The organism is Pseudomonas sp. TE6288, assembly GCF_054062095.1.
Genome location: NZ_JBSSEW010000003.1, coordinates 118,292 through 141,075, shown reverse-complemented (window position 1 = coordinate 141,075; position 22,784 = coordinate 118,292). Strand labels below are relative to the sequence as shown.

General features: G+C 62.0%; 21 protein-coding genes and 1 riboswitch. Of the genes, 9 read left to right on the top strand and 12 right to left on the bottom strand.

Annotation, left to right across the window (positions count from 1 at the left end; translation table 11 throughout):
• The first annotated feature begins 1 nt into the window (after position 1).
• Positions 2-1,432 carry a right-handed parallel beta-helix repeat-containing protein gene (locus tag ACVWY1_RS04050; protein WP_277504852.1) on the top strand — a complete coding sequence of 477 codons (1,431 nt, stop codon included), beginning with the start codon at positions 2-4 and terminating at the stop codon, positions 1,430-1,432.
• Positions 1,433-1,436: 4 nt separating this feature from the next.
• Here the strand turns inward: ACVWY1_RS04050 and ACVWY1_RS04045 are convergent, their stop codons facing one another.
• Together ACVWY1_RS04045 and ACVWY1_RS04040 are read right to left on the bottom strand one after the other, a co-directional pair.
• Positions 1,437-1,868, bottom strand: coding sequence for a GNAT family N-acetyltransferase (locus ACVWY1_RS04045; RefSeq protein ID WP_102684119.1), 432 nt, complete (start codon positions 1,866-1,868; stop codon positions 1,437-1,439).
• Positions 1,858-2,244 (bottom strand): DUF488 domain-containing protein, encoded by a 387-nt coding sequence (locus tag ACVWY1_RS04040; RefSeq protein WP_457377818.1) that lies wholly within the window; start codon positions 2,242-2,244, stop codon positions 1,858-1,860. Before ACVWY1_RS04040 ends, ACVWY1_RS04045 begins: the two co-directional genes overlap by 11 nt.
• Before the next feature lie 128 nt (positions 2,245-2,372).
• Here ACVWY1_RS04040 and ACVWY1_RS04035 point away from each other — a divergent pair, with 128 nt between their 5' ends.
• The gene (locus ACVWY1_RS04035; RefSeq protein WP_457377817.1) at positions 2,373-3,989 is read left to right on the top strand and encodes an inorganic phosphate transporter; all 1,617 of its coding nucleotides are present in this window, start codon (positions 2,373-2,375) and stop codon (positions 3,987-3,989) included.
• A 102-nt stretch (positions 3,990-4,091) separates the two neighbouring features.
• On the opposite strand, the gene ACVWY1_RS04030 is transcribed toward ACVWY1_RS04035, so the two are convergent.
• From ACVWY1_RS04030 to ACVWY1_RS04015, 4 genes are all read right to left on the bottom strand, one after another.
• On the bottom strand, positions 4,092-4,787 hold the full coding sequence (locus ACVWY1_RS04030) for a glutathione S-transferase N-terminal domain-containing protein (protein WP_457377816.1): 696 nt from the start codon (positions 4,785-4,787) through the stop codon (positions 4,092-4,094).
• A 78-nt stretch (positions 4,788-4,865) separates the two neighbouring features.
• On the bottom strand, positions 4,866-5,579 hold the full coding sequence (locus tag ACVWY1_RS04025) for a TIGR02391 family protein (RefSeq protein ID WP_457377815.1): 714 nt from the start codon (positions 5,577-5,579) through the stop codon (positions 4,866-4,868).
• A 106-nt stretch (positions 5,580-5,685) separates the two neighbouring features.
• The gene (locus ACVWY1_RS04020; protein WP_457377814.1) at positions 5,686-6,591 is read right to left on the bottom strand and encodes an AbiJ-NTD4 domain-containing protein; all 906 of its coding nucleotides are present in this window, start codon (positions 6,589-6,591) and stop codon (positions 5,686-5,688) included.
• An 85-nt stretch (positions 6,592-6,676) separates the two neighbouring features.
• Positions 6,677-9,676: a DEAD/DEAH box helicase gene (locus ACVWY1_RS04015; RefSeq protein WP_457377813.1), complete on the bottom strand. Its 3,000-nt coding sequence runs from the start codon at positions 9,674-9,676 to the stop codon at positions 6,677-6,679.
• 293 nt (positions 9,677-9,969) lie between these two features.
• Here ACVWY1_RS04015 and ACVWY1_RS04010 point away from each other — a divergent pair, with 293 nt between their 5' ends.
• Genes ACVWY1_RS04010 through ACVWY1_RS03995 form a run of 4 tightly spaced genes read left to right on the top strand, consistent with a single transcriptional unit; the run spans position 9,970 to position 13,238 of the window.
• Entirely contained in the window at positions 9,970-10,263 is a 294-nt protein-coding gene (locus ACVWY1_RS04010; protein ID WP_457377812.1) for a hypothetical protein, read from the top strand.
• A gap of 44 nt (positions 10,264-10,307) precedes the next feature.
• Entirely contained in the window at positions 10,308-10,832 is a 525-nt protein-coding gene (locus ACVWY1_RS04005) for an ABC-three component system protein (RefSeq protein ID WP_457377811.1), read from the top strand.
• Positions 10,826-11,332 (top strand): ABC-three component system middle component 5, encoded by a 507-nt coding sequence (locus tag ACVWY1_RS04000; RefSeq protein ID WP_457377810.1) that lies wholly within the window; start codon positions 10,826-10,828, stop codon positions 11,330-11,332. The genes ACVWY1_RS04005 and ACVWY1_RS04000 overlap by 7 nt, the downstream gene beginning before the upstream one ends.
• The gene (locus tag ACVWY1_RS03995; protein ID WP_457377809.1) at positions 11,322-13,238 is read left to right on the top strand and encodes an AAA family ATPase; all 1,917 of its coding nucleotides are present in this window, start codon (positions 11,322-11,324) and stop codon (positions 13,236-13,238) included. Before ACVWY1_RS04000 ends, ACVWY1_RS03995 begins: the two co-directional genes overlap by 11 nt.
• Before the next feature lie 258 nt (positions 13,239-13,496).
• On the opposite strand, the gene ACVWY1_RS03990 is transcribed toward ACVWY1_RS03995, so the two are convergent.
• Both ACVWY1_RS03990 and ACVWY1_RS03985 read right to left on the bottom strand, forming a co-directional pair.
• Positions 13,497-14,024, bottom strand: a complete 528-nt coding sequence (locus ACVWY1_RS03990) for an N-acetyltransferase family protein (RefSeq protein WP_457377808.1) — start codon at positions 14,022-14,024, stop codon at positions 13,497-13,499.
• A gap of 65 nt (positions 14,025-14,089) precedes the next feature.
• A complete protein-coding gene (locus ACVWY1_RS03985; protein ID WP_102684116.1) occupies positions 14,090-14,587 on the bottom strand; it encodes a PaaI family thioesterase in 498 nt (165 codons plus the stop codon).
• A gap of 188 nt (positions 14,588-14,775) precedes the next feature.
• Positions 14,776-14,980, top strand: a riboswitch (cobalamin riboswitch).
• A 107-nt stretch (positions 14,981-15,087) separates the two neighbouring features.
• Between ACVWY1_RS03985 and ACVWY1_RS03980 the strand changes: the two genes are divergently transcribed.
• The 3 genes from ACVWY1_RS03980 (at position 15,088) to ACVWY1_RS03970 (ending at position 19,736) form a co-directional block, all read left to right on the top strand.
• Positions 15,088-17,205 (top strand): TonB-dependent receptor, encoded by a 2,118-nt coding sequence (locus ACVWY1_RS03980; RefSeq protein ID WP_457377807.1) that lies wholly within the window; start codon positions 15,088-15,090, stop codon positions 17,203-17,205.
• Positions 17,206-17,343: 138 nt separating this feature from the next.
• Positions 17,344-18,399, top strand: coding sequence for a GlxA family transcriptional regulator (locus tag ACVWY1_RS03975; protein WP_430944704.1), 1,056 nt, complete (start codon positions 17,344-17,346; stop codon positions 18,397-18,399).
• A gap of 131 nt (positions 18,400-18,530) precedes the next feature.
• On the top strand, positions 18,531-19,736 hold the full coding sequence (locus ACVWY1_RS03970; protein WP_457377806.1) for an NAD(P)/FAD-dependent oxidoreductase: 1,206 nt from the start codon (positions 18,531-18,533) through the stop codon (positions 19,734-19,736).
• A gap of 18 nt (positions 19,737-19,754) precedes the next feature.
• Here the strand turns inward: ACVWY1_RS03970 and ACVWY1_RS03965 are convergent, their stop codons facing one another.
• From ACVWY1_RS03965 to ACVWY1_RS03950, 4 genes are all read right to left on the bottom strand, one after another.
• Positions 19,755-20,465, bottom strand: a complete 711-nt coding sequence (locus tag ACVWY1_RS03965; RefSeq protein ID WP_277504863.1) for an HvfC family RiPP maturation protein — start codon at positions 20,463-20,465, stop codon at positions 19,755-19,757.
• A gap of 4 nt (positions 20,466-20,469) precedes the next feature.
• Complete coding sequence (locus ACVWY1_RS03960; protein ID WP_277504864.1) at positions 20,470-21,291, bottom strand: HvfB family MNIO-type RiPP peptide maturase; 822 nt, start codon at positions 21,289-21,291, stop codon at positions 20,470-20,472.
• 96 nt (positions 21,292-21,387) lie between these two features.
• Complete coding sequence (locus ACVWY1_RS03955) at positions 21,388-21,879, bottom strand: HvfA family oxazolone/thioamide-modified RiPP metallophore (RefSeq protein WP_102684110.1); 492 nt, start codon at positions 21,877-21,879, stop codon at positions 21,388-21,390.
• A gap of 167 nt (positions 21,880-22,046) precedes the next feature.
• Complete coding sequence (locus ACVWY1_RS03950) at positions 22,047-22,607, bottom strand: DUF4174 domain-containing protein (protein WP_139670079.1); 561 nt, start codon at positions 22,605-22,607, stop codon at positions 22,047-22,049.
• Positions 22,608-22,784: the final 177 nt, after the last annotated feature.

The window sequence follows — 22,784 nt, the reverse complement described above, 5'->3', positions numbered from 1 at the left end:
CATGGCACCGTTCAGCCGTTTTTCCCTCTCCTGCCTGGCCGCCCTGCTGCTGGCGACGACCGCCCAGGCCGCGCCGGTAATGGACACCCTGCCCCAGGCGCAGCACCAGCAACAGCTGGACCAACTGCGCCGCCAGGTCCGCCAGGCCGTAAGCTTCGAACAGGCCCGTCGAGCGCCTCCCGCAGGCCGCGCCAGCGTGAGCCTGCAACCGATGTTCTCGTCCCAGGCCGGCAGCTGGCCGTTCGAGCCATTCGTAAACAATGGCCTGTTCCGCGCCATCGCCGGCTACCAGGCGCACCACCCGCAGGCCGTGGTGCTGCGCGGTGGCAGCATCACCCTGGCGCAACTGCATGACGCGCTGCGCGATCCGCGGGTGCTCAGGCCCTACAAGGATGGCTACCTGCTCAGCTACCCGCTGATGATCGGCGCCGATGCCGGGCTGCTGCTCGAGGGCGCCCATCTCTACCTGTACAGTTTTTCCGGCACCGCGCTGATCAACCAGGGCTGGTTGGGGCTGGAGCGTTCGACACTGGAGAGCGTGGCCGGCGACAAACCGGGCAACACCGATCGCGCCTGGCGCCCCTTCGTGGTGGCCTGGGCCGGCAGCCACACCCAGGTGATCGGCTCGACGCTCCGGCGCCTGGGCTACAACGCCAACCTGTCCCGGGGCCTGAGCACCGCGCTGAGTACCCAGCAACCCGCCGGTACGCGCCCCGCCACGCTGCTGGTCGAAAGCAGTCAGTTCAGCGAATTGTCCAGCGCGGTGGAGCTGCAACACAGCCAGGCGACCATCGCCGGCAGCCGCTTCGAAGGCTCGCAGCAATACGCCATCGACGCCCGCGACAGCCAGTTGCACCTGCATGACAATCAGGTGCGGGGCATCGACAACAACAGCGGCGTGCGCTTGCGCGGCCAGACCCGGGCGCTGGTCGAGGGCAACCTGATCCTTGGCGCCGCCAAGGCCGCCATCGAAATCAGCGACCAGCGCGGCGCCGTGTGGCTGGCGGGCAACCGTATCGGCGACAGCCGGGGCAACGGCATCCAGCTGCGCAACCTGGCGCCCACGCCCGAGGCGCCGCTGCTGATCGACGACAACCTGCTGGCCAGCAGCCAGGGCAGCGCGCTGGACGCCAGCGAGGTGGCGGCCCTGGCCCTGGTCGGCAATCGCATCGGCAACACCCCGGAGTACGCCGTCAGCCTGCGCAATGCCACGCCCCTGCCGGGCCCGCTGCTGCTCAGTGGCAATCGCCTGGGACAGGTGGGCAAGGCGGTGGTGCGGGTCGAGGGACTGCGGGAGGTCGAGTTGGGGAACAATACCTTCGACGGCAAGGCGCTGCTGCAGAACCTGCTGGCCGGTGACCTGCTGGCGCTGCAGGGACAAGTGCTGGAGGCGACGCTGGTCCAGGGGCGGATGGTGCGGCTGCGTCAGTAGTAGCTCAGGCGACCGGGCGCTGCATCCGCACGAAACACTCGTCCATGCCCACTTCAACGAAGCCCCGGCGCTGGTACAGGCGCCGCGCCGGGTTGCTGGCGAACACCATCAGCCGCAGCCATGGCAGCCGGCGTTGCGCCGCCCAGGCGGCCAGTTCCTCCAGCACCCAGCCGCCCACGCCGCGGCCTCGATATTCGGGCAACAGGTGCAACTCGCGAATGAACAACGCCTGGCGATCCTGACTGAGGCTGCAGAACCCCAGTACCTGATCGTCCTCGACCACCAACCACTGTTCGCGCCAGCCCCAGGCCTCGTCGAAGGCTTCCTCGATCCACAGCAGGTCGAACTCGCGGTAGTACGGCAGCATGGCGCGGCGGGTAAGGTCGCGGGCAAACGTCAGGTAGTCATCGCTGGCGGGAATCAGTTCAAGGGGCATAGCACACCGGTGAACTGGCCGGGCCACGGCGCTCCAGCTCATCCTCCAGCCACCGGGCCAGGACCTGGGCGTTGTTGTGATCGGTATCCTTGCCGGCGTAGAGCAAGGTCAAATCGCCTTTACCGGCCAGGTCCAGCAACGGATACCAGTGCTCGGGGTGGGCGGCCAGTTCCTGCTGATAGCGCTGGACAAAGGCTGCAAAGTCCAATTCACCGGCGTGAAATGCCTTGCGCAGTGCATCGGAGGGCGCGACTTCGCGCAACCACTGCCCATGCAGGTCTTCCTTGCGCTTATTGCGGGGCCACAGGCGATCGACCAGCACGCGCTGGCCATCCTGCACCTCGACGCTCTCGTAGACGCGTTTGCAGCGAATCATCAGGTACTCCTGCGACATCGTTCCCCTACAAGCCTAGGGCCTTCATTGATCGAGGTCACGGCCCGGTAACGAATTGTTTCTATGCTGTATACCTTCGGCACCACCGCCCGACGCCAACCGGAGCCCTCATGGCAACCCCGTCACTGGCCAGCCAGCCCGACCTGAGCCTGCGCACCCCAGGCCCACCCCTTGCCCACAAACCCGGACGCGCCACCCTCACCTTGTTCTTCGGCCTGCTGCTGGCGGGCCTGGCCTACACCTTCTGGAGCCTCAAGCAGGACGTCAGCGCCAGCGGCACCGTCGTCACCACCATCACCCCTTTCCTGTTGCTGGGCCTGGCCCTGCTGATCGCCCTGGGCTTCGAGTTCGTCAATGGCTTCCACGACACCGCCAACGCCGTGGCCACGGTGATCTACACCCATTCGCTGCCGGCACCGGTTGCGGTGGTGTGGTCTGGGTTGTGCAATTTCCTCGGGGTGCTGCTGTCCAGCGGCGCGGTGGCCTTCGGCATCATCGCCCTGCTGCCGGTGGAGCTGATCCTGCAGGTCGGCTCGTCGGCCGGTTTCGCCATGGTCTTCGCCCTGCTGCTGGCGGCGATCATCTGGAACCTCGGCACCTGGTGGCTGGGGCTGCCGGCCTCGTCCTCGCATACCCTGATCGGCTCGATCATCGGCGTGGGGGTGGCCAACGCGCTGATGCACGGGCGCGATGGCACCAGCGGCGTTGACTGGGCCCAGGCCAGCAAGGTTGGCTACGCCCTGCTGCTCTCGCCCTTGATCGGCTTCGCCTGCGCCGCCTTGTTGCTGCTCGCCCTGCGTGCGCTGGTCAAGCGCCGCGAGCTGTACCAGGCACCAGAAAGCCAGACGCCGCCTCCCTGGTGGATCCGCGGCGTGCTGATCCTCACCTGTACCGGCGTATCCTTCGCCCACGGCTCCAATGACGGGCAGAAAGGCATGGGCCTGATCATGCTGATCCTGGTCGGCACCCTGCCAATGGCCTATGCCCTGAACAAGACCATGCCCAACGAGCAGGCCCTGCAGTTCTCGGCCGTCGCCGAGGTCACCCGCCAAGCGCTGGTACGGGCCGCCCCCGCGACCGCCCCGGCCGATCCACGCCAGGTGCTGACCGCGTTCGTCGCCACCTCTGCGGCCAGCCCCGAGCTGCTGCCGGCGCTGGCCGCGCTGACTGGCATGATCGGCGAGGAGGTCAAGGGCTATGGCTCGCTCAAGCGCGTGCCAGCCGAGGCCATGGCCAACGTGCGCAACGACATGTACCTGGCCAGCGAAGCCATCCGCCAGATCGACAAGCACCAGCTGGCCCGCTACGACGCCGACACCGCCCGCCATGTGCAACTGTTCAAGCGCCAGCTGGACGACGCCACCCGCTATATCCCGCTGTGGGTCAAGGTGGCGGTGGCCATCGCCCTGGGCCTGGGCACCATGGTCGGCTGGCGGCGCATCGTGGTGACAGTGGGCGAGAAGATCGGCAAGACCCACCTGAGCTATGCCCAGGGCGCTTCGGCCGAGGTGGTGGCGATGTGCACCATCGGCGCGGCGGATATGTTCGGCCTGCCGGTATCGACCACCCATGTGCTGAGCTCGGGGGTGGCCGGGACCATGGTGGCCAACGGCTCGGGGATTCAACGCAAGACGCTGGTAAACCTGCTGATGGCCTGGGTGCTGACATTGCCGGCGGCGATGGTGCTGGCGGGGTGTCTGTACTGGCTACTCAACCAGCTCTTCTGATCCTGTAGGAGCGGCTTCAGCCGCGATCACCCGCAAAGCGGGTGCCAGGCTCCGCGTTGCCTGCATCGCGGCTAAAGCCGCTCCTACAGAGGTGAGGCGCGATCAAGCGGGAATTTTCAGGCCACGCTGCACGGCCGGGCGCTCGAGGAACTGCGCCAGCACCCGCTGCACGTCCTTGAACCTGTCGAACTCCACCAACTCCCGCGCGTTGTAACGCTCCACCAGGTTGCGCACCCAGGGGAAGATGGCGATATCGGCGATGCTGTATGCATCGACCATCCACTGCCGCCCTTGCAGGTGGCGGTCGAGCACCGCCAGCAGGCGCTTGGACTCATTGACGTAGCGGTCTCGCGGACGCTTGTCCTCGTACTCCTTGCCCGCGAAGAAATGGAAGAACCCCACCTGGCCGAACATCGGCCCGATGCCGCCCATCTGGAACATCAGCCACTGCAGGGTCTGGTAGCGCTGGGCCGGGTCCTGGCTCAGCAACTGGCCGCTCTTCTCGGCCAGGTACTGCAGGATCGCCCCCGATTCGAACAATGGCAACGGTTGGCCCCCCGGCCCATCGGGGTCAAGAATCGCCGGGATCTTGTTGTTGGCGCTCAGGGAGATGAACGCGGGGCTCAACTGATCCTCGGTTTCGAAGCTGACCTTGTGCACCTCGTAGGGCAGGCCGATTTCCTCGAGCATGATCGAGACCTTGACCCCGTTGGGCGTGGCCAGCGAGTACAGTTGCAGACGCTCGGGGTGCCGCGCCGGCCATTTGCCGGTGATGGGGAATGCGGAAAGATCGGTCATGGGGGTGCCTTCGCGTTGGGAGTATTCAATCTAGATGATTGCAGTCAGATCGAGAATCGCCGATGCAATTAGAGCGACTCAGGTGCTCTGAGCGTCTTTCGCTTCGTAGATCCGTCGGGCTAGAAGGCTGGCGAAGATCAGATACTGCGCGGCCTTCTCTGAGTCGAGATCATGATTTAGCGAATGAGCCTTGGGGTTGCGGATGCCAAGGTAAGCACCGACCAAAATTTGCAGGAACCCCTTCTGGTCATTTCTGCCCGAGTCCGTATTGAGGTCGCTGAGGATCAGGTGCGGCTTTTCTAGGCTCAACACCTGTGTTGCCAGAGCCGCGCCGTCGAGGTCCAGGCCAGTGCGCTCTCGCATCAAATCAAAGATTGCAACGACGGAATTCAACACGGCGTCGCGATAGTGCCCGTGCGTATAGTGCTGGAAGGCATGCGCGAAAATAACCGGATGTAGCAGCTCCTCGAAGCCCATGTTGTGTTTAGTGCCCGTTGCGTCGCGCGCGTGCGCTTCTGCACGCGCCTCCACCTGGGGTAGGTCGCGGGCAAGAATGTCGTCGTAGTCACTGGGGTCGCCAAATCCGATATGCCGCCCAAGATTTCCCATATCTTGCTCAGGGAACCCTGCGCCGCTCCATAGCTTGCGCAGCAGTTGATAGTCGGCTTTCAAATAGCCATTGATCAGCTTAGCCCCTGCTTGATCGTCGCTCGCAAGGAGACCTTGTGCATCAATTGCTTTCTGACGCATTGCCCGAAAGAGGGCATTTACCTCCAAGTACCATTCAAGCACTGCTTTCCCCTCGGTTAATCTTTTCCATTTAACAAGGCGTCACAAACACAGCATGACGCCTGTGCGACCCTCGGGATAAGCGCGCAATCTACGAGAGCTCGTGCTGCTATTTTTTTCTCAGTATTAGCTGAATCATGGCGAACAGGCGGTGAAACAGGTAGTCGACCTGATCCACATCAATGACTGGCACCTGGCTGATCTCCGAGTGCCGAATGAGGTGACTGTTTCCAATGGAGTTCAGTTCGGTCGCTTCTATCTCCAGCCTCTCCCGCAGCAACGGCACGGAAGTCACGGCATCAAGAATGATCTTGACCGAGCGCTTCTTGTCGCTCGGGTCAGCAAGTGATTTGAGTCTCTCCCATGCGTCCCATAACCGCTCGAGAGCTTCGCGGCGTACCAATGGATTCGGGTCAGAAAACTTGGCTCGGCACTCATCGAGCATATTGTCGAGCGTGCGATCCCCGGTATCGAAGAGGATTCGTTTCAGCTCTTCGCCAAGTACCGGCGGGAGCACCCGTTCAATTTGACCATTGCGCAGCATCTCGAACGCAACCCCGTTACGCGCGAATATGCGATTGACGGTCGCGCGGAAGTCCTCCTGCCCCGCCTCTTGGTCGAAACTCAGGTGGTGATGACCAAAGAAGTCGTGATACCTCCCCGGGATCGGCTTTGCCACTGATGCGTGAACAAACTCTATAAAGTCCAAGACGAGCAACGTGTCCGGCGCGAAAGGTCGGCGCTCACAGAAATATCCCTCCCCCTCAACGAGGACTGTCTCCAACGGCCAAGCCAAACCTGGCATTTCTGCGCTTACGGAAGCCGCCAAGGCATCCGAATCGCCGCCAGAAATGGCTTGCCCATCTGGACAGCGTTCGGGAAAGCGTAGGCCGAATGCGCCGCTATTGATCAATGCATGCACCGTTGCCACGAGACCAGCCCAGACCGTGGACGAAATCACCTGCTCGGTGCGTGCGCGTGGACCGTTCTGACGGTCACTATAGTAGTCGCTCATTATGTTGACTCCGTTCTAGAGCACTACGCGACGGTGGCGACGCGCTTATCAAAAAAACTCACATCTCTGAGCAAGGCTCAGGTATTCATACTTGAGGCCTCAACAGCGACGCGCTACTTGGACCAACGCATGCGACGAGTACCTCTCCGCTCAAGTCGTTTACGTCTTCCGGCGTCAAGCATCCCGCGTTGAAGAGCCCCAGATACTGCCCCCTGGTGAGAGGAAGCGGCAAGTTCCTGAGTGGCAGCGCACCAGCCGGGAGGCCGAACTCAAGCCGCTGCAGGACTTCATCGAGTCCTGCCAGGAACGCAGGCTGATCCGGGAACAGTGCCGACAGGATTTGGTGCGTCGAACGCAGGTGAAAGCGGGTTGCATCGGCGATACCGATAATGTTTCCGTATCCGATGGCGCCTCCGAAGGGTGTCGTCGAGAATCGCCTCTCCAACGCATCAACGGGAGCGCCTTCGATCCAGTCGTACAAAAGCGCCGCGCGCTTGCATCGACACCAGAACTCTATTTCATCCCGGCAATATCGTTGCAGTGCCTGAGTCATCGCCTGCCCAAACCGCTGTCCTACGTCATTGGCGCGCACGCTTTCCGATCGCCCCCGCTTCATGACCGGTGTGTAAATCGCGTCCATTTCATCAAGAACCTGCACCATTGCAAGTACCTGAGTAGGCGATGTCTGTTCGGCGTTTAGCTGCTTCATCAATTCGACCAGCCGCAGGCTCGACTCAAACGACAAGGACGAAGCGCCGCAGGCGCGTCCGAGCAGTGTCAGGTGGATCAACTCGCCCTCGCGTTCGGCTAGCCCGGCCAACAACAGACGTTCAATGAAAGCGGTGACTTCATGCTCTACCATCGAGATCCACTGAGGGTTCGCACGTGATGCAGAGTAGCCTCCGAACGTATTGACTAGGAGCCCTGGAATTTCAGTGGCACGGACGCCCCGGACTTGGCTAAGCAAGCGCAGCGTCCAGGTTGGCAGGTCCCGCTGCTGGAAGGATGACATTACATCTTCCGGCACGCCGAGCACATACTTCTGGAACAACTGCGCGCGTTCCATTGGCGTGTCGGCGAGGATAATGGCCTTGCCGGTTTCGTTGTATCCGAGCCGTCCCGCTCGTCCCGCCATGTTTTTGTACTCTGCGACGGTGAATGGCCGGCCGTCCTCACCAACAAACTTGTTTTCGGCCAGGATCACAGTAGATGCCGGAGTGTTGATACCAGCAGCCAGCGTGGTCGTGGCCACCAGAGCATGGATACCGCCATCAGCGTCGCGATAACCTTTCTCGACGGCTTCCCGCTCCGCGCGCAAGAGATTTGTGTTGTGAAACGCGGTCCCACCCGCAAGGCATTCCCGCAGGTCCTGCGAAGCGCCGGTCAGATCCTGAACTGGCAGCACGTCCAGGACGGTAGTCGCCGGCCCTAGGCCCAATTCCTTCGACAAGTATTTAGCGCAGCCCTGTGCCGGACCCCGCATGTTGCGAAATACCAGCAACTTTTCTCCCTGTGCGACCAGTTGCTGAACCAGCGGAACAATCACGTCTTGCGAGCTAGGCTTGTCCCGACGCTGCACGATGCGATGCGCAGGCAACAGGGCTTCGGTGTTGGTGGTGCCGTCCACATCGATGAACTGGAACATCCCGCGCCGATCGAGCACGCCCTCGACTAAGGGCACAGGCCGCTCGCGGGACAACAACAAGGGGAGGCCCAGCCATCGATCGAAGCTGTTGAGGCTGCCAATGACAGCCGACAAGATCACCAATTGCGGCTCGATGCCGCGCTGACGCGCCCGCAGCAGAAGCGCCAAAATCAACTCGACCGTAATGCCTCGATTCGGGTCAGTGATGAACTGCCCTTCGTCAATTACGACGAGGCCAAGCTGATTGAGCAGGCGCGGCGAACCGAGCGCCAGATTAAGAAAGGTTTCGTAGGTGAAGAAACCCAGGTCATAGCGCCCCCCCAACACAGGGCCAATACCATCTGTTGCGTCACCACTGCACCGAACGACGCGCAGCCCCGCAGCTCCATACCGCTTGCTAAACTCCTCGAACTTTTCGTTGACCAATGCCCGATATGGCAGCAGAAACACCGCTTTCTTGCCAGCTGTGACCGCCTGAATCGCAGCCAATTCGCCGATCATGGTCTTACCCGAACTAGTCGGGGCGACCACCAGCAGCGATCTGCCGGCCAGTACTCCTTGCTCGTTGACGGCCTTGAGTTGCAGCGCGTTTAGGCCTCTCGGGAATTCCATCATCCACTGATCGACTATTTCCGGAAGAAACCCATGCTCGGAAAGCTCCGCAAACGACCCCGACATTTGCGGGACAGTTATCGAAGGGAACACAGCAGCGTAGTTATCACCACGCTTAAGAACGGGGAATACGAGCCCCCCCTGAATGTTGCCGAGAAAAACGGGGGTCTGTGTCACACCCATCCGTTCAGCTTCGACGCGCGCCAATCGAATGATCTCGCCAGCGACCTCCGGAAAGCTGACCGAGTCGCTGGCTGCACTTGTCAGAGCCTCGATCACGGCATGCGTGAGCAAGCCATGGCCGGTGCCAGGCTGCTCCCAAGCAGACTCATTGATTGCGCATGCCGCAAGTAGAATGCGCCCCTCGCCATAAACACCAGACAACGCAAATGCATTTCTTGGACGTCCTGTTACCTCTAGCACACGCGCAGGCGCTTGCCCGCTGAAGCAACAGTCGAGCACGCAGAGCACTGCTCGAGCCTTCGTCACTTTGAAGGCATCAGCTAGCCCTGCCATCGACAGGCCCGTGCCGGTTAGATCTGCTGCGCTGGTGTCATACAAGACCAGATTACCGTCGGGAGAGCCGTGGCCAGCAAATGTGATGACCACAACGTCGTCCGGGCCTGCGGCCGACAACATTCCTAGGATGGCCTGCGACACCTCGGCATGCGAAGCTGCCTCATCGATCAGAAGACGACCGACCAGGCCTTGAACGGTGTCGGTGAACAAGGCCCATAACGCTGTAGCGTCACGACGGGCCCCGCTCAGCTCCGGGATCGACTCGTCAAGGTGTTTATTGATGCCTACAAAAACTGCTTTGATCGCCACGCAGCCTCCTTTGCAATTCGCCACGACAGTTCCGCTCACATGTCGCACACCGCTGACTGACCAAATCATGTGCAGTAAAGCATCATGCCGACCGCTCGCCGCGAATTTTGGCGTCGTTCGGGTGACCCGTGGATACGACCTCCCTGGGCGCGTCTTCCTACTGGAGCACTAAAGAATGCACGATGATTTCCAAAGACTGAACGCCTAAACTCGATCTCTGTGCATATCTACAGCTTTACGGTCGAGGCGCGATACGTAATGATAGCGTTTTGACTGCACCTCATGGATACGTCATGGAAGGATTCTGGACTGTTGTCGTCAAGACTTGTGGTATCGCTGGCGTAGCTGCCTTCGTCGGCTTCATAGTCTACCCGCAACTCATCACCTCTCCGTACCTGAAAAACCTCACGCACACGGAGCTCTTTGCTCTATTTGGCTTGGTCGCGGTCGTGGTTTTCGGCCTGTGCCTAGCGCTGATCAACGCCAGCAGAAAAACTGCCCCAGGCAGCAACACAGTTAATATCAAAAGCTCAACCGTTCATGGCAGCGTCCAGGCCGGTAACAACACAACCCGCGAAAATAAATGAATAAAGCGAATGTGTGGGGCTCCCAGATTCACGGGAACCTCAGGGTGGGTGACGACACTAATTACATCATCCAGCTTCCAGCGCCTGACCCGACAGCCATCACGCGTGCCTTGGCTAAATTCCAAGAGCTAAGTGAAAATGATGAAGACTTTCAGTGGTTCGTTGAACGTCTGGATTTTTTCACCAACCAGAAAACTCAAACTCCCGTGATCGGCCTTGAGCAGAAGCTCAGAAATGGTGGCAGAGACGACCTTCTTGAGGTGGCGATCGAACGCAAGGACTTCTTTGCCAAACGCCTCATGAAGTCGCAACTCAACCGTCGTCGGCAAGGCGTCTTCCTCTACATCCTTCAAAAAATCAGCTTCGCTTTTGAAGAGCACGTTCGCCCGCTACTCAAGCAAGGAGCGCCAGATGAAGTCATCGACAGTGTGATCCTGAATGGGATCGTGGATGCCATTTACCGCGAGGTGATGGCCGAAGATATCACTGTGGATCAGTTCATGATTTCCGGGATGCTCTACTTTCTGACCGGCAAGTGTCATTTGATCTGGGAGCGGCCACCATGCTGATGTACCACCCGGCCTTTGACGCCAACCACTGCCTCTACAGAATCGTGTCCATTCTCCATGCCACTGCTGATCAGCAGATCAGTTGGCCGCTGCTGCGCATGCTCGACTTCTACTACCTCTTCCCTAGCCAGCTCAAAAATATAACGCCTTGGCCCAGTGAGATCCGGAAGCTGAAGACCAAAGTAGCAACGATTCCAGAGCAATTCGAAGACCTAAGCAACCCTGCACGTACATTCTTCGAGCTCGAGTCATTCCAGAAAACCGCAACGCTCGAACTGATTGCGAAAGGCGTCATTTCCAAATCCTCATTCGACAAAGGCATCATGGAACTAGAGCCTGACTCCCTGCCCTCGGCCTATACAGCTCTTCTGGACAACGACGACTTCCTCAAGAGCGACGCATTCGAGGTCATCACCAAGGGCTTACCGAAAACGAAGTTCAACGGATCGAATGGTCTTAAATTCCGCTCCGGCCTGATGGAGTACATTTATGACCTCTAAGCCCTCTACGTTTTTCATCAACCGTTTCATCATCGCCAAAGGCGGCAAAGCAGTCTATGACGAGGTTCTCCACCGAGGCGTAAACATCATTCGAGGTGCCAATAGCGTAGGCAAATCCACTATCATGGATTTTCTGTTCTATGCACTCGGCGGGGACATTGCCGGAGATCGGTGGAACGAGGAGGCTCAAACCTGCGATGGCGTGTTTGCTGAGATCGAATTGAACGATCACATCCTAACAATCCATCGCCAGGTTCAACCTGGAAAGAAGCCTCCCATGAGCTTCTTCAGCGGGAGCTTCGAACAGCTGAAAGCCGCCCAGTCGGGGGCAGTGTGGCAAACTTATGGGATCACCCGCAGCGACGAAAAACTCAGTTTCTCACAGCAAATTTTTGAGCTGCTGGGATGGCCTCATAGTCAGACTGACGATTACGCAAACCTCACCATTCACCAGATATTGCGTCTGATCTTCGTTGACCAAGGCACGCCGGTAAACAAAATATTGCGGGCCGAACACTCTACGTTCGACAAACCCAGCATGCGCCAAGCGATCGGCGATTTCTTGCTTGGCCTGGACGACCTCGGCATTTATGCTCTCAAGCAGCAGCTTTCTAAAGCCGAGTCTGAGTTCGCAAAAATTGAAGGCCAGTTGGACTCTATCTACAGATTCATTTCTCCTTCAGAAGCGGTGTTGCGCGAAGCATCATTCAATAGTGCGGTTGAAGCCTCGCACAAAGAGCTGCAGACGCTGCTTGGGCAACGAGATGCATTGCTCGCTCAACCAGACGAATCGACCTCTGACGTAGCGCTCAAAGCCAAAGCTGAGCAAGCAAGCCGGCAAATCACTGAGCTCACCAAGGAAATCGACATTCGCACGAACAGACAAGCCGAGATGGTCAACGAGATCGTCGAATCAGAACTGTTCATCACAGCGATCGAATCAAGAATCAAAGCCCTGCAAGAGTCCCGCATGGCCTACGATTTCTTCGGTGAAGTTCGGTTCAAATTCTGCCCAAGCTGCCTTACGGGCCTTTCGGAGTCAGCCAAGGACCAGTGCCACCTGTGCAAGACCGAGCTGGATAACAACTCCAGAGAGGCATCCTACCTCGCCGCACTGAATGAGCTGGCGTTCCAGAAGAAAGAAAGCACTAAGGTGCTCGTGGAGCTGCGCACCAAGCTGAGCGAGCATGCTCACTACCTCAGTTCAAAGCAGCGCGATCTTCAGACCGTAAAGTCCAATCATGTCGCCGCTCTTCGCATGAGTTCCGACCGAGTGCTCAAGCTCAACGAGCTTTCAACAAAGATCGGTACGGTCGAAGAACGGATCAAAAACTACGACGCGAAAGCCAAGCTAGTGACGGCCGTCGAAGGGCTGATTCAGAAAAAGCAGACACTTAACGCGACCATGCTGGAGCTCGGTGAGCAAATCACGGTAAGCAAAGCGCAAACCAGCTCACGCCAGGAAACCATTGAAGGGAATCTATCTGACAAAACGATTGAGCTTCTCAAAAAGGATGGCGGATTCGAACCCGCCTTCAACGAAGCGCGAACCGTCATGTTCGATTTCGGCAAGGATTTCATGCTCGTCGATGGCCGTTCAAAATTCTCTGCGAGCTCCGAAACCATTCTGAAAAACAGTTTCCACCTAGCAATTCTGCTCGAGTCGCTGGAGGACGACAGTATGCGCTACCCAAGGCTGTTCCTGCTCGACAACACCGAAGATAAGGGAATGGGCCCAGATCGTAGCCAGAATTTCCAAAGAGTGCTGGTGGAAGCACTCGCCGAGTACGGTGAGAAGCCTCACCAGGTCATCATGACAACCTCTATGGTTGATCCCGAGCTCGACAAATCAGACCTCTGCGTCGGGCCGCACTATGAGAAGGGCATGCATACGCTGAGGCTGTAACATCTGTTTCGTAATCGTACCTGGAGCCAGCTTGCTGCGCTCCAGACGAAGCATTAGCCGCCAGACTGACCTCGCTCAATCGGCCTCGGACAGACCGTCTTGATTTCCTGCTGTATTTTTCCACTGCATATGCCGAATTCCAGGTGCACTTCGACGACCGCTGTCAGGTTTTTCCGCTCTCGCTCGCATATCTAGAGGGTTTGATTTGGGGGTACTTTTGGGGGTATTTATCTATACATTACGGCAGAAAATACCATCCTAGAGCCCTGTCAAAATGTTTTTGGCCATCCTGGCCATCACCCAGTCGCGGTGCCGCTCGTCGCCACAAGGGAAGATCGCCTCGCCCACCTTGCGAAAGCCGTTGCGCTGATAGAAACCGATCGCCCGAGCGTTCAGCTCATTGACTGTCAGACGCGCCTGGCCATCGACCTGGGCCAGGGTGGTGGCGAGCAACAATTGCGCGGCGCCGGTGCCATGGGCGCAGGGTAGTACATAGCAACGGGAGATTTCCGCCAGTTGATCGGCCTCGGCAATACCCAGCTTGCCGGGCGCCAGGTCGAGCATGCTGTAGCCCAGCACCTGGCCATCCCGTTCGACCACCAGCAACCGCTTGTGCGGGTGCTCCAGGTGCGCCTGGAAATGTTCGGGCTGGAGATGGTGGGCGATGTAGTGTTGCTGGGCGCTGACCGCGCTATCGGGCGGGCTGGCCAGGGCGAAGGTCGCCTGGCCGACAAGGCTCAGGGCCACGCAGTCTTCGTCACGGGCCGGGCGAATCTGGTAGGGCATGGCAACATCCTGTCGGGCAGCCGGGTCACGTTCGACAATGCCAGCCCCACCCCATCGGTGCAAGTTCAGGCGTCGCCATGGGCCTGGCGCTTGAGCTTCTCGGTGTCGACCCGCACAAATACCGAATCGGCGGTGACAGTCAGTACATCCCCGGCCCAGACCTCGCAGATCACCCGGGTCTTGCGCCCCAGCTCACCCTCGACCCGGGCCTTGAGCAGCAGTTCGACGCCCATGGGCGTGGGCTTGAGGTAGGTCAGGCCAAGCTGGCCGGTGACGCAGTCGATACGTGGCAAGGTGCCAGGTTCGCGGCCTTCGGCACGGTAGTGACAGGCCATGGCGGTCCAGTTGGAGTGGCAGTCGACCAGCATGGCCAGCAGGCCACCGTAGACCAGGCCGGGCCAGCCGGTGAAAGTCGGGTCGGGGGTATGCCGGCACGACAGGTGGATGCCGTCGGCGTCCCAGTGGCTCTGCACATGCAGGCCGCTGGGGTGGGAACAGCCGCAGCCGTAGCAGATGCCTTCGGGGGCGGCGAGTTGTTGCAGGGACAGGGCGTGCTCGGTCATACGCGTCCTTGGCTTGTTGGTGTTGGATAAGGAGGCTGGCTGCCGATGGTAGCGCCCTGCGCGGCCTGCGCCAATGCACGAGGCCTGGCCGCAGACAATACCTGCCTGACGGCAACCGCTCTGAACCGCGATTCAGCAAGATTCAGCCCACCCATCCAGACGATTGACTCCCTGCCCGTTCGGTGGTCAGATGCGCGCCAGTTTCAGGTGCCCTGCGCCGCCGCGCGCAAGGTGAAACGGGAAGCCGGTGAGTCGATACCACGACAAGTCCGGCGCTGCCCCCGCAACGGTAAGCGAGCGAACCCTTCGACAGACCACTGTGCACACGCATGGGAAGGTGAAGGCTTCACGACCCTCGCAAGCCCGGAGACCGGCCTGAGGCTTCACTTGGCAACCCGCGGTGGGCGGGCGCAGGCCGGTATTCGCGTGCGCGCCTGCGCGCGCTTCGCCGTTGCGTGTTTTCCACCGGGATCCATTCTTTCCTGCAGCAGTGGAACGACATGTCCCGTATCAACAAGCTTCACACCCTGGCGGCCTGCCTGGCCGTGTCCCTGCCGGCGCTGGCCGACGAGCAGCCCAGCCCTGCGCTCACCCTGCCCTCCACGGCGATCACCGACAGCCGCGACCCGCAGACCGTCGACCTGACCACCCCCACCCAGGCCGGTTCACGCCTGAACCTCAGTGCCCTGGAAACCCCGGCGAGCACCAGCAGCATCACCGCCGCGCAGATTCAGCAGCGCAACAACACCACGGTGCAGGATGCCGTGACCCGCTCGCCGGGCATCACCTTCATCGGTACCCCTGGCGATGGCGGCACCGGCTTGTCGGCGCGCGGTTTCACGGGCCAGAGTTCGGTGATGACCCTGTTCGACGGGTCGCGCCTGTACGCCGGCGCCGGCACCCTCACCTACCCGGTCGATCCCTGGATGGTCGAGCGTATCGATGTGATCCGTGGGCCTGCCTCGGTGCTGTATGGCGAAGGCGCCACCGGGGCAACGGTCAACGTGATCCCGAAAAAGCCCTTCAGCGGTGATATCCGCAACCACCTGCGCCTGGGCTACGGCTCCTGGGACCGTCAGCAACTGGGGCTGGACAGCGGCGGCAGCCTGAGCGAGCGCCTGAGCTATCGCGCCACCCTGAACCAGCAGGCGGGCAACGGCTGGGTCGACCGCACCGATTCGCGCAGCCTGGCGTTTTCCGGCGCGCTGCGCTTCGATGCCAGTGACGACCTGAGCTTCACCCTGTCCCACGAACGCGGCGACGCGCAACCTGCCAACTACTACGGCACGCCGCTGATCGACGGCCATCTGCGCAGCAGCGTGCGCAACAAGAACTACAACGTCAGCAATGACGAGCAGCGCTACCATGATGAATGGACGCGACTGACCAGCGACTGGAACATCAGCGACAGCATCAGCGCCAGCAACCAGCTGTACTACATCAAGAGCCGTCGCCACTGGCGCAATGCCGAGGAGTACGCCTGGGATGCCGGCGTGATCCGGCGCGGCAGTTTCCTGGAGATCAAGCACAACCAGGATCAGATCGGCGACCGCCAGAGCTTCACCTTCGATCACTCGCTGTTCGGCCTGGCCAGCAAGACCGTGGTGGGCGCCGAGTACAACAAGATCCGCTTCAACATTGACAGCAACTCGCCCTACGAAGATGGCTACACCGACTCGCTCGACCCTTGGCGGCCGGCACCCGGCGGGTTCCACAGTGCCGATCCGACGCGCCCGCAGACGCTGTCGAAAACCAGCACCTTCTCGCTGTTCGCCGAAAACCGCACGCAACTGACCGAGCGCCTGTCGCTGGTCACCGGCATACGCCGCGACCAGAACCACATCGACCGCAACGACCTGGTGAAGGACACTCGCGAAGACCAGAGCCTGCGTGGCGGCAACTGGCGCGCCGGCCTGGTGTACGCGCTGACTGACGATCTGTCGGTGTACGGCCAGTACTCCACCAGCGAGGATGGTGTCGGTGACCTGCTGACCCTGCGCCCGGAGCAACGCCTTGAACTGACCGAAGCCAAGCAGACCGAATTCGGCCTCAAGCAACGGTTCTGGGACGGACGCGGCGAATGGACGTTGGCGGCCTACCACATCGTCAAGAAGAAGCTGCCGGTGTACGACGTGGTCTCCAAGCGCAGCCAGCAGGCAGGCCAACAGACCTCCGATGGCCTGGAGGCAAGCCTGGAGCTGGCTCTGGGCAATCAATGGCAACTGTCGGGCAACGCAGCCTTGGTGCGCGCCAAGTACGATGATTTCACTCAACTCAGCCGAGGCGTTTCCTACGACCGGTCTGGCAACCACCCGCAGGACGTCCCACGTCGAACCGCCAACCTGTGGCTGAGCAAAGGCTTCGGGCAAAGCGTCGACACCGGTATTGGCCTGCGCTACGTAGACGCCCGCTATACCAGCGCCGCCAATGACCAACGCGTGCCGGGCTACACCGTGGTCGATGCCAACATCGGCTGGCAGGTGCTGCCCGACGTGCGCCTGGGCCTGCAGGTGAACAACCTGTTCGATCGCGAGTACGCCCAGTCGAGCTACAGCGGCGAACAGTGGCTGCTGGGCGCGCCGCGCTCGTATTTCGCCACGGTGGACTACAGCTTCTAGATCGGCCAGGTAACAGCGTGAGAGCGGGCTTGCCCCGCTCCCACAAGAGCCCAGGTCTGACGGCCATCGCGTCGTGCTTGAACATCATCGCGCCAACTGCTCGACTAGGGCCTACGCCCCGTCCACAAGCAGCGCGCCATGACCGACATCCCGCAGATTCCCGCAGCGCCCGTGCACGCGCTTGACCAGCCGCGCACCTTGCTGTTCCTCGCCTACCCGCAGATGGGCCTGCTCGACCTCAGCGGCGCGCAGACGGTGTTCTGGGCCGCGACCAAGGCCCGTGCTGCGCGCGGCCTACCCGGCTACCGGGTGGTCACCGCCAGCCTCGAAGGGGGCCTGGTCCCCACTGCCGAAGGCCTGGCCGTCGCCACCGAGCCACTGGCGCCCTGGCTGCACGAGCCCTTCGACACGCTGGTCGTGCCCGGCGCCCCGGAGATCGTCCGCACCCTCCCTGATCACGCCGAACTGGTCGCCTGGCTGGCCAAGGCCGCCCAACGCGCCCGACGTACCGCTTCGGTATGCAGCGGCACCTTCCTGCTGGCCGCCGCCGGCCTGCTCGATGGCCGCCGGGCCGCCACCCACTGGGCGATGTGCGATGCCCTGCACCGACGCTTCCCGGCCATCGAGGTGGATGCCGAATCGATCTTCGTGCAGCAGGATCAGGTGTGGACTTCGGCTGGCGTCAGCGCCGGCATCGACCTGGCGCTGGCCCTGGTCGAGGCCGACTGCGGCCGCGAGGTGGCCATGCAGGTGGCCCGCGAATTGGTGGTATTCCTCAAGCGCCCCGGCGGCCAGGCGCAGTTCAGTGAGCTGCTCAAGGCCCAGGGCGAGGACAGCGACGCCTTCGAGACCCTGCACCTATGGCTCAGCGAGCACCTGGGCGACCCGCGGCTGACGGTCGAGCGGCTGGCCGAACAGGCACGCATGAGCCTGCGCAACTTCACTCGGGTGTACAAGCACAAGACCGGCCGCACCCCCGCCAAGGCCATCGAGGTGTTCCGCCTGGAGGCGGCGCGCCGCTTGCTGGAGAACTCCGACCAGCATATCGAGCAGGTCGCCCGCCAGTGCGGGTTCGGCAGCGAGGAGCGCATGCGCCTGGCGTTCCAGCGCCACCTGGCGGTGACCCCGCGAGACTATAGGGCCCGCTTCGCCCGCAGCGTGCCGCTGGCCGAAATTCAGGGTTCTTTGGCCTAGGGGCAAACCCGGGGCACGCTTAGCATCTGCACCACGCCTGTCGGGCCGCAATCCAGGCTCACCCCCAAGGCGTACCCTTTTTCCACTGCCGCAGCGACAACATCCATAATCGCGGCATCCAGGAGCCCCTCATGAAACAGATCCTGATCATTGGCGCAGGCTTCGCCGGGCTGTGGAGCGCCCTCGGCGCCGCCCGCCTGCTCGACCTGCACAAACGCGACGACGTGCTGATCACCGTGCTCGCCCCCCAGGCTGAACTACACATCCGCCCGCGCTTCTACGAGCCGGACGTGCACACCATGGCCGCCCCCTTGCAGGCGGTGTTCGACGCGGTCAACGTGCGCTTCGTCAAAGGCACGGCCTACCACATCGACCAGGCCAACCAGCAGGTGGCCTATCGGCAGACGGGTGGCATCGAAGCCAAGATGGGTTACGACCGCCTGATCATGGCCTGCGGCAGCCTGCTCAACCGCCCGGCGCTGGCAGGCTTCGACCAGCACGCCTTCGATGTCGACAAGATCGACTCGGCCACCCGCCTTGAAGAACACCTCAAGTCCCTGGCCGCCCGCCCAGACAGCCCGGCGCGCAACACCGTGGTGGTGGCCGGTGGCGGCTTCACCGGCATCGAGACCGCCACCGAGCTGCCCAGCCGGCTACGGGCGATCCTTGGCGACAAGGTCAAGCCGCGCATCGTCGTGGTCGACCGCAGCGCGAAGATCGGCGCCGCCTTGGGCGACGGCATCCGCCCGGCCATCGAACAGGCATCGGCGGCGCTGGGGATCGAGTGGGTCTGTGGCGCCACGGTGGCGTCGGTGGATGGTGGCGGCGTGCTGCTCGACAACGGCGAACGCATTGCCGCCAACACGGTGATCTGGACCGTGGGCTTCAAGGCCAATCCGCTGACCGAGCAGATCAGCGGTGAACGCGACCGACAAGGTCGCCTGCATGTGGACGGCCACCTCAAGGTCATCGGTAACCCGTCGGTGTATGCCGCGGGCGATGTGGCCTACGCCGCCTGCGACGAGGTTGGCAACTTCGCAGTGATGTCCTGTCAGCATGCCATCCCGCTGGGTCGCTACGCCGGCAACAATGCTGCCGCCGAGCTGATCGGCGTGGCACCGATGACCTACAGCCAGCCCAAATACGTCACCTGCCTGGACTTGGGCGCCTGGGGCGCGGTGTACACCGAAGGATGGGAGCGCACGGTCTCGCCGCCGACGGACAAGGCCGAGGCCAAGCAGCTCAAGCAGCAGATCAATTCGGTATGGATCTATCCGCCGGCAGCGGACCGCGCGGCAGCGCTGGCGGCCGCCGATCCGTTGATCCCGGTGGCCTGACGGTACATCTGCGCGCGCCTACAGGGCATCTCGAATACCGACGATGATGCCCTGCTCACGCAACTGTCGCAGCATCTGCAGCCCCTGCTGCAGGTGCTGATCCCCCAGCGCCCGCAAGCGCTCGCGCCCGGTACCGGGCAAGCCCACCAGCAGCTGCCAGGCCAAAGGCGCCAACCGGGCGAAGCGTACCTGCAGGTTGGCGTCGCGGTACACCAGCAACAAGGTGGGCTGCTCCGGCGCCTCGTCGGGTTGATACTCGGGACCGATGCGCTCCACCGGCCAGCGGTAGGCCAGAACCCGGGCCACGCACGACAGCAGCGGCTCGCCGACCAGCAGGTCGCCGCCCGGGTCGTGCGGCGGATCCTCGGCGTCGCTCAGGTACAGCTGCGCTTCGATCCATTCGTAGTGCGCCAGCTCCAGCTGCCAGGGAGCGTCCGGCGCGACGCCCTGCAGGTAGTCGATGAAGGCTTCGGCTACTTCGGTAAACAGCGGCGTCTGGCTACGGTAATGGGCGTAGAAGTCACGCACCCGCGCATGCCAGTGCTCATCGCCTAGGGTCCGGCGCATCACCGGAAAACTGCCGGCCAACAGCCCTTCGATGGCGCCATAGAACAATTCGCGGTAGACCTTCAGGCGCCGCGCCTCGATACCGGGCGGCGGCGGGTTGCCGACCGGGTCGCGCAGATGACGGGCCAGGGTGAACTGCTGGTGGCGCAGGGTTTCGGTCATGGTCTTACGCTCCATGGGCACGTTGCACATCGCGAATGCGTGCCGTCTCGGCCAGCAACTCGGCCAGCGGCGGGTAGTTGAAGTCGCGCTCGAGCACGGTGGGTTGCGCGCCGAAGCGCTCGCAGGCGTCGGCGAACAAGGCCCAGACATCCTCCTTGACCGGCGCGCCGTGGGTGTCGACCTTCAGGTCCGGCGCTTCGTCATAGTGACCGGCCACATGCATGCCCACCACCCGCTCGCGGGGAAGGCCGGCGAGGAAGGCCCGGGCGTCGTAACGGTGGTTGCAGGCGTTGACGAAGACGTTGTTGACGTCCAGCAGCAGGTCGCAGTCGGCCTCGTCGAGCACGGCGCGGACGAAATCCAGCTCGGCCATCGCCTGGTACGGCGCGGCGTAGTAGCTGATGTTCTCCACGGCGATGCGCCGGCCAAGGATGTCCTGGGCCTGGCGGATGCGGGCGGCCACATGGTGGACGGCCTCGTCGGTGAACGGAATCGGCATCAGGTCGTAGAGGTGACCGTCATCGCAGCAATAGCTCAGGTGCTCGCTGTACATCCGCACCTGGTGGTGGTCGAGGAACTGCCGGGTGCGCTGGAGGAAGCCGAGGTCCAACGGCGCGGTGCCGCCCAGTGACAACGACAGACCGTGGCAGGCGATGGCAAAGCGTTCGGCCAGGCGCGCCAGGCCCTGGCCGAAGGCGCCGCCGACACCGATCCAGTTCTCCGGGGCGCATTCGAGGAAGTCCACCGCACCCGCCTCCATGGTCAAAAGGTCGGGCAGCAGGCCGCGGCGCAGGCCGAGACCGGTGTGCAAGGTGTGTTGGGGCATGATCGGAGGGTTCCGTATTGCAGGGATCGGCATCGCGGGGCCGCCCGCCCCCACAGGGCAGATTCCGGTGGCAGCGGACTGGTCCCGCGACAGGCGTCAGGACTCGCCGGTCAGGTGGCTGAACAGCCCGTCGGGCATCGCCTTGCCATTGGCCTTGTAGATCGCCGCCAGGTGATCGTGGGCCTCCTGCTCGGAGATGAAGCCATCGTGGTTGCGGTCGATCTTGTCGAAGTCGGCCGCCCGGTCCTTGGCCACGGCCAGGAACTCCTCGCGCGAGACCTTGCCATCATGGTTGCTGTCGGTGCGGGCGAACGAGGCGTCGCCGCACTTGCCCTCACCGCACTTGCCCTCGGCACCGGCCTTGGCGCTGGCGCCACACTTGCCCTCGCCACATTTGCCTTCGCTTTGCGTGACCTTGCCGCTGGCACCGCATTTGCCCTCGCCGCACTTGCCTTCGCCAGGGGTCTTGGCAGCGGCCAGCTGATAGCCCTGGGCCAACGGTTCTACTGCGAAAGCGCTGTTGCCCAGGACCATGCCGCCGAGCAGGGTGGCGCCGAGCAGGCCGAGGGTTTGACGGGTCGTTTTCATGGTGTCGCTCCACTGTGGTTGGAAAGTGGAGCCATTGAGCCGCAGCGGTGTGTCGCCGGTGTATCGGACCGGGCGTGGTTTTGTATGGCAATGGGTCGGGGCGAGGCGCAGATACACAAAGCTACACGAACGGCCCCCTGCTGGCACAGAAGGCCGTGACAGAGGGTTCAGTCCTCCAGTGGCTTGGGCGGCGCTGCGGGTTTGGCGGGCTTGCTCGGCTTGGCCTTGCTGTCCTTGGCCTTGGGCTCGGCTGGCGCCGCCGCCACGGGCTCCGGCGCGGTCACCGCCTGCTCGCTGGCCGGCAGCGCATCGACCGCCTTGAAGATCACCTGCGGGTCGAGCTTATCGCCACTGTCGTCGTCCTTGAGCACATGCCGCTCACCGTCCTTGCCAACCAGGATCACCTTGGTGCCCTTGCTGGCCCCCAGCTTGAGCTCTCGGATCAACGCCATGGTGGTCTGCTGCTCGAGGTTCTTGTCCTCACGCTTGCCCATCATGTTGGCGACGCTGTACAGCACCAGGCCACGCTCCTTGAATCCGGCCTGGGTCGCAGGCTCTTTCAGCGCCTCTTCCAGGCCACGCAGGGTCGGGTCGGCTGAACTCGGGGCAATGACCACCAACGGCCTGGCCTTGCCCAGTTCCTTGGCCAGCGGGGCATCGCTGTCGGCGGCGTACAAAGGGCCGGCTACGGCGAGCAAGGTGGCGAGGGTCAGTGACCGAACGAGCATGCGCATCTCCTTGTTTTCTCGATAAACCTAAAGACTATGGATCAGGGAGAAAGATCCGACGCGGGAGCCTAAACGAGTTGCCCCAGCCGTGCTCGGTGCAAAGGTAACCTCCGATTACCATGGCCGAGCTGCGATATTTTCCGATACATCGCAGCCCAGTTAGAGCATAGCCCAAAG